Consider the following 14,487-nt stretch of genomic DNA (forward strand, 5'->3'; position numbering starts at 1 on the left):
TCATTGGGTTGCCGGTGGGGGGTCGCGCGGGTGTGGGGGTGTGCTACGGGGGTCGCGGGACCGACCCCCGTATGCCCGGGCGAGCGGCACACCCATAAGCTAGAACCCGGCACACCCTGCTCCCAATGAGGGAACCCCCTAGGGGAGTTGGGCAGGGAAAACCCTCGGTCGCCGCACAGTTAACCCGTAGGGTCCTCAGTTCGGACGGCGCCCCGCCGCCAGTCGGACGATATCCACCCGCGAGCGGATCCCCAGCTTCCGGTAGACCCTGGTCAGCGTGGCCTCGACCGTCTTGACGCTGATGAACAGCCGGGCGGCGATCTCCCGGTTGGTGGCGCCCTCCATGACCAGCGCGGCGACCTGACGCTCCATCGAGGCCAGCCCGTCGAGCCCCTCCAGAGCGGGCGCGGGTGCGGGCACGGGCGTCGGCGGCCGGGTGACGGCCGCCTCGTCCACCTGCCGCAGCCAGGGCAGCGCCCGGCAGCGCCGGAACAGCCGGGCCGCCTCGTCGTACGACGTCGGTCCGGGCTCCCCGGTGCGCAGCGACGCCAGCGCGAACGCGGCGCGGGCCTCCTCCAGGCCGTAGCCGAGCTTGGCGAGCCGGTCCTGAACGGACGTCAGTTGCGCTACGGCGGCGTCGTGTTCGCCGCGTGCCGCCCGCACCAGGGCCTCGGCGCGGTCGAGTACGGCGAGGACGCTCTCGCGGCCGAGCCGCAGCGCGCGTTCGCGGGTCACGTCGATGACGTCCTGGGCCTCGGCGGTCTCGCCGATCCGCACGAGGGCCTCGGCGAGGTCGCCGTGCCAGCGTCCGCGTGCCGGGTCGGTCACCTTGAGGGCCTGCTCCAGTTCGCGCACGCGGCGCAGTGAGCGGACCGTGCCGTGGGCGTCCCCGGCGACCAACTGGGCGTATCCCAGGGCGCCGAGGGCCCGGGACAGATACATCTGGTCGCCGTCCTCCTCGGCGTGCTCGACCGCCTCCCGGGCGAGTGCGAGGGCTTCCTCGACGTCACCGCCGGAGGCTTCGGCGAGTGCGGTGAGCATCGCGGACGCGGTCTGCCCTATGCCGGAGTCGCGGGCCAGGCGGAGGCCCTCGCGGGCCAGGTCGAGGGCGCGTCCGCAGTGCCCGGAGCGCAGTTCGGTCTCGGCGAAGCCGCGCAGGAAGTGCACCTCGCTCTCCACCGAGCCGCGCCGCCGCACCTCGCGCAGCAGCGCGGTGATGGTGGCGCGGGCCTCCGGCAGCTGATCGCTCATCACCAGCCAGCGGAAGCGGGCCGAACCGGCGCCGTTGTGATGGCAGGCCACTCTCGGGTCCTGGGGTTCCTTCAGCGCGCGCTTGATGGTGAGGGGCGCGTCCGGATGGCCCATCAGGGTCTCGGCCTGGGCCTGGAAGGAGAGCGCGAGGAGTTCGGTGCGCCGGTCGCCGGCGAGTGCCGCGAGTTCGGCCGAACGGGCGGTCTCCGCCCGGGCCTCGGCGAAGTCGCCCTCCACGAGCAGGGCGCGCCAGGCCAGTTGGTAGCGGACCAGGGCGAGCAGCCGGGGGTCGTCGCCCGCGTCGGCGAGGGCCTGCGGGAAGACGGCGTCGACGTCCGCCATGGAGTGACCGGCCGTGTCGATGACGATGATCCAGGCCCGCACCCGCTCGGCGGGCACCGAGGTACGGGTCAGCACCTCGCGCGCGATGTCCCGGGCGAGGTCCAGCTCGCCCGCGGTGATCGCGTCCTCGGAGGCCTGCAACCGCCGCTCGTCGGGCCCCGGCACGCTGTCGCCCGGGGTGTGCCGGGCGGCCAGCAGTCCGAGGGAGGCGGCGACCGAGGGCGCCCCGCGATCACGGGCCAGGGTGGCGGCCTCGGCGAGCCGTGCGGCGACCTCCGGGTCGGTGCCGGTGGTCGCGAGGGCCAGGTGCCGGGCGCGCTCGATGGGGTCGGAGGCCGCCGTCGACAGCGCCGCGTGCGCGGCCCGCCGTTCCTGCGCGGGGGCCTCCGCGTACAGCGCGGCGGAGATCAGCGGATGCGCGAACCGTACGGCGGGACCCTCGGGTTCCGTTGCCAGCAGGCCGAGTTCGGCCGCCTGCGCGGTCTCCGCCTCCGCGTTCTCGCGGCCGGCCGTCTGGAGCAGGGCTACGGTCGGACGGGCGCCCGCGCTCGCGACCAGCAGGGTGCGGCGGGCCTCGGCGGGCAGCATGTCGAGCCGGCTCAGCACCAACGCGCGTAGTGACGTCGGCACGGGGAGCGGCTCGCCGGGTCTGGGCGGGGTCGGGTTCTCGGCCAGGGCGCGGCCCAACTCCAGTGCGAACAGCGGGTTTCCGCCGCTGGTGCGGTGGATCTCGCGGACCGTGGAGCGGGGCAGCCCGGTGTAGCCGCGGTCGTCGAGCAGCGCGGAGACCTGCGCCCGGGAGAGCGGGCTGAGCCGGAACGCGAGGGTGTCCGGCGGCGAGGCGTTCAGATAGCGGTCGTACTCCTGGCCCTCGGTGCGCACCGCGAAGATCATCTGCACCTGGGTGTCGCCGAGGCGGCGGGCGGCGAAGCCGAGCAGCTCCGCGCTGGCCGGGTCCAGCCACTGCAAATCGTCCGCCACGACGAGGACGGGGCCGTCGGTGGCGAGGGCGCGCAGCGCGGACAGGACGGCGAGGCGCAGGGCGAGTCCGTCGCGCTGGAGGGAGGACTCGCCGCGTCCGGTCAGCGCGGATTCCAGTGCCGTGCGCTGGGCGGCGGGCAGCCGCTCGGACACCTCGTCGAGGACCAGACCGAGGAGGTCGGCGAGGGCCAGGAAGGGGAGGTGCGATTCGGACTCCGTGGCCGAGCAGCGCAACACGGTCCGCGCCGAGTCGCCGTATTCCGCGCTCAGCGCCCGCAGGACGGTCGACTTTCCTATTCCGGCGGGGCCGTGGAGCAGCACACTGCCACCGCCGGCGAGCTGGTCACGGGCGGCGTTGAACATGTCCTCCCGGCCGATGACCAGGTCGGGGCGGCATCTGGCAGGCTCCTTGAAGTCCCGTCGCACGGTCACCGCTCCCCTCGTGTCGTGTCCGGGCCAATATTAGGCAATCAGTCCTTGAAATTCGGATGGATGGGGTCGTGAGGGAAATAACAACCGTGTGACAGAAGGAAATTCAAAGCTCCGATGAATGAATAGACTGCCTTCACCGGAGTCGGTCCCCGAGCCCGCATCTGGGCCCGCACCCGGGCCCGTCTCATGGCAGCACCCCCGCCCGCCGGGCCGCCACCACGGCCTCCCCGCGGGTGTGCGCGCCGAGCTTCCGCATCGCCGAGCGCAGATACCCCTTCACCGTCTCCGGCCGCAGCCCGAGCCGCTCCGCCGTCACCGCGTTCGTTGCCCCGGCCGCCACACACGCCAGTACGTCCATTTCCCGGGGCGCCAGTTCCACCTCCCCGGCGGCCGCCTCGGACGTCAACAGGCCGCAGGCGTCGAGGAGTTCGGCCCGCAGCGCCGGGTCCGGGATACGCGGGGCCAGTGCCCGCAGCGCCGCGTGCGCCTCCCGCACCTGCTCCCACACCGCGCTCGCCGCCGGGTCGGGGGCCGGTGCCGGACGCGCCGCGCTCAGCAGCTCCCGCACCTCCTCCCGGACCACCAGCGCCTGTTCCACGTCCCGGGCCGCCGCCATCGCCGCGCTCAGCATCCGGTCGCCCAACGGCTGGGCGGTGCGCAGCGCGCCGTAGAGGACACCGCGCACCCGGCGTCGTACGACGACCGGGACCGCGAGGATCGCGCGCAGGCCCTCGGCGGCCACCTGGGCGTCGTACTCGTGGCTGATCTGGCGGGAGGCCGAGTAGTCCAGGACCGCGCACGGGCGGGCGAGGGCGACGGCCTTGCCGCCGAGACCGTTGCCCGAGTTCACCGCGAGGGCGCGCAGCGACGGGGTCAGCGTGCCGCTCAGTTCGCTGATGCGCATCTGCTGCCGACCGCTCTCCACCAGGCCGCCGAAGGCGACTGGCAGCCCCGTGCCGCGCCGGAGCCGTACCAGTGCCGCCTGAATCTCCACCATCCCCGCCGCGTCCGTCGCCACCCGCTTGCCCCTTCGTTGCGGCCGTTCTGCTGCACACACCCCCGTACGGGGGTAGTGAGACCCACATCACGGATTACACGATGTCAGAGAGCCGCCCGGCAATGGTCCGGTTACTAGGAGGACAGATGACGACGGCGAGTGAGTCGTTCCGCGGTGCGCGGGATTTCCTGTTGGCACATCGCGAGGACTATGCCACGGCCTACGAGGGTTTCTCCTGGCCCCGGCCCGAGCACTTCAACTGGGCGACCGACTGGTTCGACGTCATCGCGTACGGCAACGGCGCCACCGCGCTGCACATCGTCGAGGAGGACGGCCGCGAGACCCAGCTGTCCTTCGGTGAGCTGTCCGTCCGCTCGGACCAGGCCGCCCACTGGCTGCGCACCCGGGGCGTCCGCGCCGAGGACCGGATCCTGGTCATGCTCGGCAACCAGTCCGAACTGTGGATCACCGCCCTGGCCGCGATGAAGCTGCGTGCCGTCGTCATCCCGGCCACCCCGCTGCTGGGCCCCGCCGACCTGCGCGACCGCGTCGAGCGCGGCCGGGTCCGGCATGTCATCGTGCGCGCCGAGGACACCGGCAAGTTCGACGAGGTGCCCGGCGACTACACACGTATCGCCGTCGGCGGCGAGCGGCCGGGCTGGCAGGACTTCCAGGAGATGTACGACACCTCCGCCTCCCGCTACGTACCGGATCCCGACCCGACCCGGGCCGACGACCCGCTGATGCTGTACTTCACCTCGGGTACCACCGCCCACCCCAAGCTGGTCGAGCACACCCACACCTCGTACCCGATCGGCCATCTGGCCACCATGTACTGGATCGGCCTCCAGCCCGGCGACGTGCACCTCAACATCTCCTCGCCCGGCTGGGCCAAGCACGCCTGGTCGAACCTGTTCGCGCCCTGGAACGCCGAGGCGACCGTCTTCATCCACAACTACACGCGCTTCGACCCGGTCCGGCTGATGGCCGAGATGGACCGCGCGGGCGTCACCACGTTCTGTGCCCCGCCGACCGTGTGGCGGATGCTCATCCAGGCCGACCTGACCCAGCTGCGCACCCCGCCCCGCGAGGCGCTGGCCGCCGGGGAACCCCTGAACCCCGAGGTCATCGAGCAGGTGCGGCGGGCCTGGGGCGTCACGATCCGGGACGGCTTCGGGCAGACGGAGACCGCCGTCCAGGTCTCCAACAGCCCCGGCCAGCCGCTGAAGACCGGCTCCATGGGCCGGCCGACTCCCGGCTACCGCGTCGAACTCCTCGACCCGGTGTCCGGTGCCCCGGGCGCGACCGAGGGCGAGATCGCGCTCGACCTGTCCAACCGCCCGGTGGGCCTGATGACCGGCTACCACGGAGACCCCGACCGTACGGCGGAGGCGATGGCAGGCGGCTACTACCGCACCGGGGACATCGGCTCCCGCGACGAGGACGGCTACATCACCTACGTCGGCCGCTCCGACGACGTCTTCAAGGCCTCCGACTACAAGATCTCGCCGTTCGAGCTGGAGAGTGCGCTGCTGGAGCACGAGGCGGTGGCCGAGGCCGCCGTGGTGCCCGCGCCGGACGAACTGCGGCTCGCGGTACCGAAGGCGTACGTCGTGCTCGCGGCGGGCTGGGAGCCGGGGCCCGACACCGCGAAGGTGCTGTTCGAGCACTCGCGCCAGATCCTCGCCCCCTACAAGCGCATCCGGCGGCTGGAGTTCGCCGACCTGCCCAAGACCGTCTCCGGCAAGATCCGCCGGATCGAACTGCGCGAGGCGACGGCCGCGGGGTCGGCCGCCGAGTACCGCGAGGAGGACTTCCGATGAACTCGCCGTCGAACCCGCCGTCGAACTCGCCGATGAACTCGTACAGCCATGGAACCAGCGGGACTTCACTTCTCGGCGACACCATCGGCGCCAACCTCGACCGGGCGGTCGCCGCCTGGCCCGACCGCGAGGCGCTCGTCGACGTACCGTCCGGGCGACGCTGGACCTACGGCCAATTCGCCGCCGACATCGACCGGTTGGCGGGCGCGCTGCTCGCGAGCGGGGTGGCGAAGGGCGACCGGGTCGGGATCTGGGCGATCAACTGCCCCGAGTGGGTGCTCGTCCAGTACGCCACCGCCCGCATCGGCGCGGTCATGGTGAACATCAACCCGGCCTACCGCACCCACGAGGTCGAGTACGTCCTCCAACAGGCGGGCATCTCGGTCCTGTTCGCCTCGGTCGCCCACAAGAGCAGCGACTACCGGGGGATGGTCGACCAAGTGCGGGGCAAGTGCCCGGAGTTGCGCGAGGTCGTGTACATCGGCGACCCGAGCTGGGATGCGCTGCTGAGCCGTGGCACGGGAAACGAGCCGTACCCGGAACTCTCCTGCGACGACCCCATCAACATCCAGTACACCTCGGGCACGACCGGCTTCCCCAAGGGCGCCACCCTCTCCCACCACAACATCCTCAACAACGGTTATTTCGTGGGCGAGTTGATCACGTACACCGAGCAGGACAGGGTCTGCGTCCCGGTGCCCTTCTACCACTGCTTCGGCATGGTGATGGGCAACCTGGCGGCGACCTCGCACGGCGCGTGCATCGTCATCCCGGCCCCGTCCTTCGACCCGGCGGCGACACTGGACGCCGTACAGCGGGAGCGCTGCACCTCCCTCTACGGCGTACCGACCATGTTCATCGCGGAGTTGAACCTCCCCGACTTCGCGTCCTACGACCTCTCGTCCCTCCGTACCGGCATCATGGCGGGCTCGCCCTGTCCGGTCGAGGTGATGAAACGGGTGGTCGCCGAGATGCACATGGCGGAGGTCTCCATCTGTTACGGCATGACGGAGACGTCCCCGGTCTCGCTCCAGACGCGGCGGGAGGACGACCTGGAACACCGCACGGGCACGGTCGGGCGGGTGCTGCCCCACCTGGAGGTCAAGGTCGTGGACCCGGCGACCGGAGTCACCCAACCCCGGGGTACCGCAGGGGAGTTGTGCACCCGCGGCTACAGCGTGATGCTCGGCTACTGGAACGAGCCCGAGAAGACCGCCGAGGCGATCGACGCGGGCCGCTGGATGCACACGGGTGACCTGGCCATGATGCGCGAGGACGGCTACGTCGAGATCGTCGGCCGCATCAAGGACATGATCATCCGGGGCGGCGAGAACATCTACCCGCGCGAGATCGAGGAGTTCCTCTACACCCACCCGAGGATCGCCGACGTCCAGGTGGTCGGAGTGCCTCACGAGCGCTACGGCGAGGAGGTGTTGGCCTGTGTCATCCCACGCGACCCGGCGGACCCCCTGACCCTGGAGGAACTCCGCGCCTTCTGCGAGGACAGGCTGGCCCACTACAAGATCCCGACCCTGCTCCAGATCATGGACGCCTTCCCGATGACGGTCTCGGGGAAGGTACGGAAGATCGAACTGCGGGAACGGGCGGTACGGGACCGTCGCCCCGGGGGCGACTCCTCGAACCAGCCCTCGAACTAACCGCCCGCCGCGTCGAGTTGGTCCGCCGGTTCGTTCATCGGCTGGGGTGTGCCCGTGAGGTCGAGGACGAAGAGGGGGACGCCGAGGGCGTCGGCGCGGACTCGGGCGTCGTCGGCGTATCCGGCCAGGGAGAAGTAGACGCAGCCCGTGGACTCCGTCATCGCCGTCAGCCACAGGCACTCCACGTCCCGGAGTGAGGCGGGGCGCACGGTGGGGTCCACCTGCGCCAGGATGCCGCGGGCGGCCAGGCCGATGCCGGACGGGGGCCGCTGGTCGGCGCGGCGGATGTCCCGGTAGCCGAGCCAGCGCAGATAGAGCGCGGCGGCCGTGACCGCGTCGCGCGCGGTGCGGATCGTGACGGGCTGGAACGCGGGCCGGTCCCGCGCGCCGGTGTCGACCAAGGCGACGCTCGCGGCCGGTTGCGCCGGCGGCTCCTCCCCGGCGACGGGAATCCGCAGCAGCGTCCCGCACGGGCAGCCCAGCTCCGGGTACGGCCACTCGTCCAGCCGCCCGCAGGCCTCGCAGCGCACCGCGATCCAGTCCTCGTCCCAGACCCGGTGGCTCACGACCGTGGCCGCGCTGCGCGGATCGAGCGGCGGGGCCACGGGGGCACCGCAGACACAGGGATAGGACGGCGCGGCGTAGACGTGCTCACGGCGGCAGGCCGGACAGCGCACCGGCACGCTCTCGGACATGCGCCCCATAGTCCTCCTGGAAACCCCTGCTTGTCCGTCTCTTGACGGCCTTCGTGCCTCCACTTACATTTCTTCCAGATAGTAGAATTCAAGTTCCACAATGTGGAAGTTGATGTGGAACCCGATGCGGAATCGCTCACCGCGGGGCGCGCCGGTGACGCGAGTCCGACAGCCGAAGCAGGAGTACTCCATGGCTCGTATGACCGCTGCCCGCGCGGCAGTCGAGATCCTCAAGCGCGAGGGCGTCAGCGACGCGTTCGGCGTCCCCGGCGCGGCGATCAACCCCTTCTACGCCGCCCTCAAGGCCGCCGGCGGCATCCACCACACCCTCGCCCGCCATGTCGAGGGCGCCTCGCACATGGCCGAGGGCTACACCCGTACCCGCCCCGGCAACATCGGCGTCTGCGTCGGCACCTCGGGCCCGGCCGGCACCGACATGATCACCGGCCTCTACTCCGCGACCGGCGACTCCATCCCGATCCTCTGCATCACGGGCCAGGCCCCGACCTCCGTGATCCACAAGGAGGACTTCCAGGCCGTCGACATCGCCGCCATCGCGGGACCGGTCACGAAGATGGCGGTCACCGTCCTGGAGGCGGCCCAGGTCCCGGGCGTCTTCCAGCAGGCCTTCCACCTGATGCGCTCGGGCCGTCCCGGCCCGGTCCTCGTCGACCTGCCGATCGACGTCCAGCTCACCGAGATCGAGTTCGACCCGGAGACGTACGAGCCGCTGCCGGTCTACAAGCCCTCCGCCACCCGCGCCCAGATCGAGAAGGCGCTCGGGATGCTGAACGCCTCCGAACGGCCGCTGATCGTCGCCGGCGGCGGTGTCATCAACGCCGACGCGGCCGAACTCCTCGTCGAGTTCGCCGAGTTGACCGGCGTCCCGGTCGTCCCCACCCTGATGGGCTGGGGCGCCCTGCCCGACGACCACGAGCTGAACGCCGGCATGGTCGGCCTCCAGACCTCGCACCGCTACGGCAACGCGACCTTCCTGGAGTCCGACTTCGTCCTCGGCATCGGCAACCGCTGGGCCAACCGCCACACGGGAAAGCTGGACGTCTACACCGCCGGGCGCACCTTCGTCCACGTCGACATCGAGCCCACCCAGATCGGCCGGATCTTCGCCCCCGACTACGGCATCGCCTCCGACGCGAAGGCGGCGCTGGAGCTTTTCGTGGACGTGGCAAGGGAGTTGAAGACCGCGGGCAGCCTGCCCGACCGCTCCGCCTGGGCCGCCTCGGCGCAGGACAAGAAGTCAACTCTCCAGCGCCGTACGCACTTCGACGACATCCCGATCAAACCGCAGCGCGTCTACGAGGAGATGAACAAGGCCTTCGGCCCGGAGACCCGGTACGTCTCCACGATCGGTCTCTCGCAGATCGCCGGCGCCCAGATGCTGCACGTCTACCGCCCCCGCCACTGGATCAACTGCGGCCAGGCGGGCCCCCTCGGCTGGACGATCCCGGCCGCGCTCGGCGTCGCCAAGGCCGACCCCGAGGCGTCCGTCGTCGCGCTCTCCGGCGACTACGACTTCCAGTTCATGATCGAGGAACTGGCAGTTGGGGCTCAGCACCGCATCCCGTACGTCCATGTCCTGGTGAACAACGCCTACTTGGGCCTCATCCGGCAGGCGCAGCTCGGCCTGGACATCAACTTCCAGGTCAACTTGGAATTCGAGAACATCAACTCGCCGGAGCTGGGCGTCTACGGCGTCGACCACGTCAAGGTCGTCGAGGGCCTGGGCTGCAAGGCGATCCGGGTCACCGACCCCGCCGACCTCGGCACCGCCTTCGAACAGGCGAAGAAGCTCGCCGCGGAGTTCCGGGTGCCGGTCGTCGTCGAGGCGATCCTGGAGCGCGTCACCAACATCTCGATGAGCCGGACGAACGACATCGGCGAGGTGGTGGAGTTCGAGGAGATCGCGACGGAACCGGGGCATGCCCCGACGTCCATCAGGCCGCTGAAGGTCTGAGACCGCGGGAGGAACAGAGGGGGCCGTCCTTGAGGGACGGCCCCCTCTGTTCTGCTCCGAACTGCTCACTCCTACTGATCGTGGTGTTCCGACAGCCCCGGCCAGGCCTCCGGTCCGCCGCCCTGCCACTCGATGAGATCGCTCTCCTCGACCTCGATCCGGTCCAGGTCGGCCAGCCGCAGGATCTCGACGACGTCGTCCAGATGGGAGGCGAGGCCGAGGGTCTCGTCGCCGGTGGTGACCCGACGGGAGCCGTCCAGGGCCGGGGGATGGACCACGATGTGCGGAAACTCCGTCGGTGGATGTGTCATGCGTCAAGGCTCCTGCGAGTACGACGGATCCGCACCCGGAAACACCGAAGAGCGCCGTCTCCGGCGCTCTGTGTGGTGGCCGTCCGACGGCGCGAGGCTGGGCGCGACAGGACATTCGCGCCGCCGGACGGGGTCATGGGGAGGAATGCTTCAGGTCGGTGCTTCGGGGGCCGGTGTGTCGGCTGGGACCGCGGCGGTCGCGACGGAACCGGGGCTCCTTCTCTCAGGTCGAGCAGGAGGTCCCGGGACCTTCACCACCGCACTGGCTCGCACTCCGCCGCGGTCCTGGCCCCGCCCGCGCCGTGCCGACGACCACCCCTCATCCGGGTCGTCCGGCACACACGGGCCGTCTGTTCGTACTCGGTCAGGCATGATTCCGGGCGGCGTCAACGCCTGGGCGCGACAGGACAGTTGTCGGCGCCGACGCCGCCCGGAAGTCTCAGAGCCGCGCGCCGGAGAGGCGCTCTACGGCGCGCAGCAGCGCCGAGTGGTCGAGGCCGCCGTCGCCCTGCGCCCGCAGGGACGCGACGAGTTGGGCCACCACCGCGCCGACCGGGAGCGCGGCGCCGACGTTGCGGGCCGCGTCCGTGACGATGCCCATGTCCTTGTGGTGCAGGTCGATCCGGAACCCCGGCTTGAAGTCGCGGTGGAGGAAGTTGTCCTTCTTCCGCGTCAGCACGGTCGAGCCCGCGAGCCCGCCGTTGAGGACGTCGAGGGCGGCGGCCAGGTCCACGCCCGACTTCTCCAGGAAGACCACGGCCTCCGCGCACGCCTGGATGTTCACGGCGACGATCAGCTGGTTGGCGGCCTTCACGGTCTGGCCGGAGCCGTGCGGACCGCACAGCACGATGGTGCTGCCGAGCGCGTCGAAGATCGGCCGCGCCTGGTCGAAGTCGGCCCGGTCGCCGCCGACCATGATGGACAGCACGGCCTCGATCGCACCGGCCTCACCGCCCGACACGGGGGCGTCCAGGACCCGAACTCCCTTGGCCGCGGCCGCCTTTGCGAGGTCGACCGAGGTCTGCGGGGTGATCGACGACATGTCGATCAGCAGGGCGCCGGCGCGTGCGTTCTCCAGGATGCCGTCCGGGCCGTAGGCGATGGTCTCGACCTGGGGGGACGCGGGCACCATCGTGATCACCACGTCGGCGTCGCGCACGGCCTCGGCGATGGAACCGGCCGCGCTGCCGCCGGCGCTGGCCAGGCGGTCCAACTTGTCCTGTTCCAGGGTGAATCCGGTGACGTCGTAGCCCGCCTTGAGGAGGTTCTCGGACATGGGGGAGCCCATGATGCCGAGGCCTATCCAGGCGATCTTGGGGAGTACGTTGCTCATGGGTGGGGGCCTTCCAGGAAAGGGGTCAGCGGGGCAGCCAGTCGAAGGCCTCGGCGCTCGGGCGGTCGCCGGGCTTGTACTCCAGGCCCACCCAGCCGTCGTAACCGGCCTTCCTCAGCCGGCCGAGGAGGTCTTCGAGGGGGAGCGTGCCGGTGCCGGGGGCGCCGCGGCCCGGGTTGTCCGCGATCTGCACATGGCCGGTCTTCGCCGCGAACTCCTCGATCACCGACGGGAGTTCCTCACCGTTCATGGACAGGTGGTAAAGGTCCATGAGGAAGCGCGCGTTGCCGAGGCCGGTCGCCGCGTTCACCTTGTCGACGACCCCCACGGCTGCGGGCGCGCTGACGAGCGGGTACAGCGGCGACTCGGGCCGGTTCAGCGCCTCGATCAGGAGGATCGCGCCGATCCGGTCGGCGGCGCGGGCCGCGAGGACCAGGTTCTCCAGCGCGAGCGCGTCCTGCTCGGCCGGGTCGACGCCCGCGACGCGGTTGCCGTAGAGCGCGTTGAGCGCGGTGGTGCCGAGCGAGCCCGCGAAGTCGGCGGCCACGTCGATGTTCGCGCGGAACCGCTCCGACTCCTCGCCCGGGATCGACAGGGCGCCGCGGTCCGGTCCGGGGAGCTGTCCGGCGTAGAAGTTCAGGCCGGTGAGCTGGACGCCCGCGTCCTCCAACGCCCGCTTGAGGGCGTCGAGTTCGGACTGTGCGGGGGTGGGGGAGTCGACCCAGGGCCACCACAGCTCGACCGCGGTGAAGCCCGCCGCGGCCGCTGCCGCGGGGCGCTCCAGGAGCGGGAGTTCGGTGAAGAGGATCGACAGGTTGACGTTGAAGCGCTGGTCTGCGGCTGTGTCCCATTTGAAAGCTGGCATCGGGGTCGCGCTCCCTTCCGTGTCGGGATGCCGTGTCGAGGCACTGCGTTGAGATTCCGTATCGTGGAATATTGTTTCTGCTTAATGGAAGATTGCCGTCGAGTGTCGAGGCTTGTCAAGGGGGCTCGGCGGAAAACGGCACCGCGCGTTAGGTTGTGCGCGTGCGATTGCGAGTGGAGTTCACGACAGAGCCCTTCGACCTCGACGAGGCCCCCGCGCATGCGCTGGTCGCCAGGGAGGTCATCGAGGGGGCGGAGCTGGACGCCGTGGACGTCGGGCCGTTCGGCAACACGGCCGAGGGGGGTGCCGACGCGGTGCTCGGCGCCGTCGACGCGGTGCTGCGCAGGACCCTGGAGGCCGGTGCCACCCGGATCTCGCTCCAGCTCAACGTGATCGGCGAGGGCGACCGGTGACCGGCCTCGGCGACGAGCCCTTCATCACGGCCGTGAAACCGCTGGTCGACGCGATGGGCGGCGAGCTGGTCCCGCCCGACGAGGCCGGCCCCGACGACGTCGTGCTCGCCTGGGAGGGCGCCGACGTGGTCGCCGTACGGCTGCCGCAGCTCGCGGACTCGCTGGATCACATCCTGGCCGCCATGGAGCGCAAGAAGGGCAAGCCCCTCGCGGACCTGGACCGCAAGGCCAAGCAGGAGGTCGTACGGATACTGGAGGCGCGCGGCGCCTTCTCGGTACGGCACGGCGTGGAGACCGTGGCGAGCGCCCTCGGGGTCAGCCGGTTCACCGTGTACAACTACCTGAACCGCGAGAAGGAGAGCTGAGTCGCGGGGAGGGGGCTGGGCGGCCCGGTTGTTACCCCGAATTTTCAACAAAGTGTTGACGTGGTGTTGCCGAGGGGCGTTAGCTACTGCCAGCCCGATCAGCACAAGGCCACGGAGGCTCCCGTGACGTCGACTTCCACGCCGCCGGGTCTCGCCCGGTTCAACACCCTGGAGGACCACGCGGCCTTCGCCGCCCTCCTGGAGGTGTGCGCATCCACGGCGTGGGCCAGGCGACTGCTCGCGAGCCGTCCGTACGGCGGACCCGAGGACCTCTACGCCGAGAGCGACGCCGCGATGGCCGACCTGACCGCCGACGACCTCGGCGAGGCGATGGCCGGCCACCCGCCGATCGGCCGCCCCAAGCCCGGCGACCCGACCTCCGCCCGCGAACAGCGCGGCATGGCGGGCGCCTCCGAGGAACTCAGGGCGGAGATGCTCGACCTCAACCTGGCGTACCAGGAGAGGTTCGGCCATGTCTTCCTGATCTGCGCCACCGGCCGCACCGGCGAGCAGATGCGCGACGCGGTCAGGGAACGGATCGGCAACCCGCCGGAGCGGGAACGCGAGATCGTCCGCACCGAGTTGGGGAAGATCAACCGCATCCGGCTGGCCAAGCTCGTAGAGGAAGAAGCGGTATGAGCAGCAGCACCACCGCCTCGGTGTCCACGCACGTCCTGGACACCAGCATCGGCCGCCCCGCCACCGGCGTCGCCGTCCAACTCGCCGCCCGCAGCGGTACGTTGGCGGACTGGCAGGCACTCGGCGGGTCCGCGACCGACGCGGACGGGCGGTGCAAGGACCTTCCGGCGCTGCCGGCGGGTACCACGCACGTGCGGCTCGACTTCGCCGTCGAGGCGTATTTCCAGCGTTCAGAGAACAAGCAAGCCGATGCGCAGCAGGACGCCCCCGCGAACCGGGACAGCGGTACGACCGGAGTGTTCTTCCCCGAGGTGGCGATCACGTTCGCCGTCGAGCCCGGCGAGCACTACCACGTACCGCTGCTGCTCAACCCGTTCGGCTACTCCGTATATCGAGGGAGCTAGCAC

The 14,487-nt window shown here is 70.8% G+C and carries 13 protein-coding genes; 7 read left to right on the plus strand and 6 right to left on the minus strand.

Annotation, left to right across the window (positions count from 1 at the left end; all coding sequences use genetic code 11):
- Nucleotides 1-195 precede the first annotated feature (195 nt).
- Both ACWIHT_RS12215 and ACWIHT_RS12220 read right to left on the minus strand, forming a co-directional pair.
- Nucleotides 196-3,006 (minus strand): ATP-binding protein, encoded by a 2,811-nt coding sequence (locus ACWIHT_RS12215; RefSeq protein WP_456167143.1) that lies wholly within the window; start codon nt 3,004-3,006, stop codon nt 196-198.
- 184 nt (nt 3,007-3,190) lie between these two features.
- On the minus strand, nt 3,191-4,024 hold the full coding sequence (locus tag ACWIHT_RS12220) for a response regulator transcription factor (protein ID WP_456167145.1): 834 nt from the start codon (nt 4,022-4,024) through the stop codon (nt 3,191-3,193).
- Between the two features lie 125 nt (nt 4,025-4,149).
- On the opposite strand from ACWIHT_RS12220, the gene ACWIHT_RS12225 reads away from it, so the two are divergent.
- Both ACWIHT_RS12225 and ACWIHT_RS12230 read left to right on the plus strand, forming a co-directional pair.
- Nucleotides 4,150-5,826 carry an AMP-binding protein gene (locus tag ACWIHT_RS12225; RefSeq protein ID WP_456167147.1) on the plus strand — a complete coding sequence of 559 codons (1,677 nt, stop codon included), beginning with the start codon at nt 4,150-4,152 and terminating at the stop codon, nt 5,824-5,826.
- Nucleotides 5,827-5,858: 32 nt separating this feature from the next.
- Nucleotides 5,859-7,484, plus strand: a complete 1,626-nt coding sequence (locus ACWIHT_RS12230) for an AMP-binding protein (RefSeq protein WP_456168001.1) — start codon at nt 5,859-5,861, stop codon at nt 7,482-7,484.
- On the opposite strand, the gene ACWIHT_RS12235 is transcribed toward ACWIHT_RS12230, so the two are convergent.
- A complete protein-coding gene (locus ACWIHT_RS12235) occupies nt 7,481-8,188 on the minus strand; it encodes a hypothetical protein (protein ID WP_456167149.1) in 708 nt (235 codons plus the stop codon). The genes ACWIHT_RS12230 and ACWIHT_RS12235 overlap by 4 nt on opposite strands.
- 181 nt (nt 8,189-8,369) lie before the next feature.
- On the opposite strand from ACWIHT_RS12235, the gene gcl reads away from it, so the two are divergent.
- Nucleotides 8,370-10,154, plus strand: coding sequence for a glyoxylate carboligase (gene gcl, locus ACWIHT_RS12240; protein ID WP_456167150.1), 1,785 nt, complete (start codon nt 8,370-8,372; stop codon nt 10,152-10,154).
- A gap of 71 nt (nt 10,155-10,225) precedes the next feature.
- On the opposite strand, the gene ACWIHT_RS12245 is transcribed toward gcl, so the two are convergent.
- The 3 genes from ACWIHT_RS12245 to ACWIHT_RS12255 form a co-directional block, all read right to left on the minus strand.
- Nucleotides 10,226-10,465, minus strand: coding sequence for a hypothetical protein (locus tag ACWIHT_RS12245; RefSeq protein WP_456167152.1), 240 nt, complete (start codon nt 10,463-10,465; stop codon nt 10,226-10,228).
- Nucleotides 10,466-10,904: 439 nt separating this feature from the next.
- A complete protein-coding gene (locus ACWIHT_RS12250; protein WP_456167154.1) occupies nt 10,905-11,798 on the minus strand; it encodes a 2-hydroxy-3-oxopropionate reductase in 894 nt (297 codons plus the stop codon).
- 25 nt (nt 11,799-11,823) lie between these two features.
- Nucleotides 11,824-12,663, minus strand: coding sequence for a TIM barrel protein (locus tag ACWIHT_RS12255; protein WP_456167156.1), 840 nt, complete (start codon nt 12,661-12,663; stop codon nt 11,824-11,826).
- 161 nt (nt 12,664-12,824) lie between these two features.
- Here ACWIHT_RS12255 and ACWIHT_RS12260 point away from each other — a divergent pair, with 161 nt between their 5' ends.
- The 4 genes from ACWIHT_RS12260 to uraH all read left to right on the plus strand — a co-directional run bounded on the left by ACWIHT_RS12260 (nt 12,825) and on the right by uraH (nt 14,484).
- Complete coding sequence (locus ACWIHT_RS12260; RefSeq protein ID WP_456167158.1) at nt 12,825-13,076, plus strand: hypothetical protein; 252 nt, start codon at nt 12,825-12,827, stop codon at nt 13,074-13,076.
- Complete coding sequence (locus ACWIHT_RS12265; RefSeq protein WP_093629992.1) at nt 13,073-13,441, plus strand: helix-turn-helix domain-containing protein; 369 nt, start codon at nt 13,073-13,075, stop codon at nt 13,439-13,441. Before ACWIHT_RS12260 ends, ACWIHT_RS12265 begins: the two co-directional genes overlap by 4 nt.
- Before the next feature lie 123 nt (nt 13,442-13,564).
- Nucleotides 13,565-14,080 (plus strand): 2-oxo-4-hydroxy-4-carboxy-5-ureidoimidazoline decarboxylase, encoded by a 516-nt coding sequence (gene uraD / locus ACWIHT_RS12270; protein WP_456167160.1) that lies wholly within the window; start codon nt 13,565-13,567, stop codon nt 14,078-14,080.
- The gene (uraH, locus tag ACWIHT_RS12275) at nt 14,077-14,484 is read left to right on the plus strand and encodes a hydroxyisourate hydrolase (RefSeq protein ID WP_456167162.1); all 408 of its coding nucleotides are present in this window, start codon (nt 14,077-14,079) and stop codon (nt 14,482-14,484) included. The genes uraD and uraH overlap by 4 nt, the downstream gene beginning before the upstream one ends.
- The last annotated feature ends 3 nt before the right edge of the window (nt 14,485-14,487 follow it).

The organism is Streptomyces sp. NPDC002276 (assembly GCF_053891435.1).

Coding starts and splice junctions, on each gene's coding strand:
- ACWIHT_RS12225 (WP_456167147.1), top strand. CDS start 4,150: ATGACGACGGCGAGTGAGTCGTTCCGCGGTGCGCGGGATTTCCTGTTG.
- ACWIHT_RS12230 (WP_456168001.1), top strand. CDS start 5,859: ATGAACTCGTACAGCCATGGAACCAGCGGGACTTCACTTCTCGGCGAC.
- ACWIHT_RS12235 (WP_456167149.1), bottom strand. CDS start 8,188: ATGGGGCGCATGTCCGAGAGCGTGCCGGTGCGCTGTCCGGCCTGCCGC.
- gcl (WP_456167150.1), top strand. CDS start 8,370: ATGGCTCGTATGACCGCTGCCCGCGCGGCAGTCGAGATCCTCAAGCGC.
- ACWIHT_RS12245 (WP_456167152.1), bottom strand. CDS start 10,465: ATGACACATCCACCGACGGAGTTTCCGCACATCGTGGTCCATCCCCCG.
- ACWIHT_RS12250 (WP_456167154.1), bottom strand. CDS start 11,798: ATGAGCAACGTACTCCCCAAGATCGCCTGGATAGGCCTCGGCATCATG.
- ACWIHT_RS12255 (WP_456167156.1), bottom strand. CDS start 12,663: ATGCCAGCTTTCAAATGGGACACAGCCGCAGACCAGCGCTTCAACGTC.
- uraH (WP_456167162.1), top strand. CDS start 14,077: ATGAGCAGCAGCACCACCGCCTCGGTGTCCACGCACGTCCTGGACACC.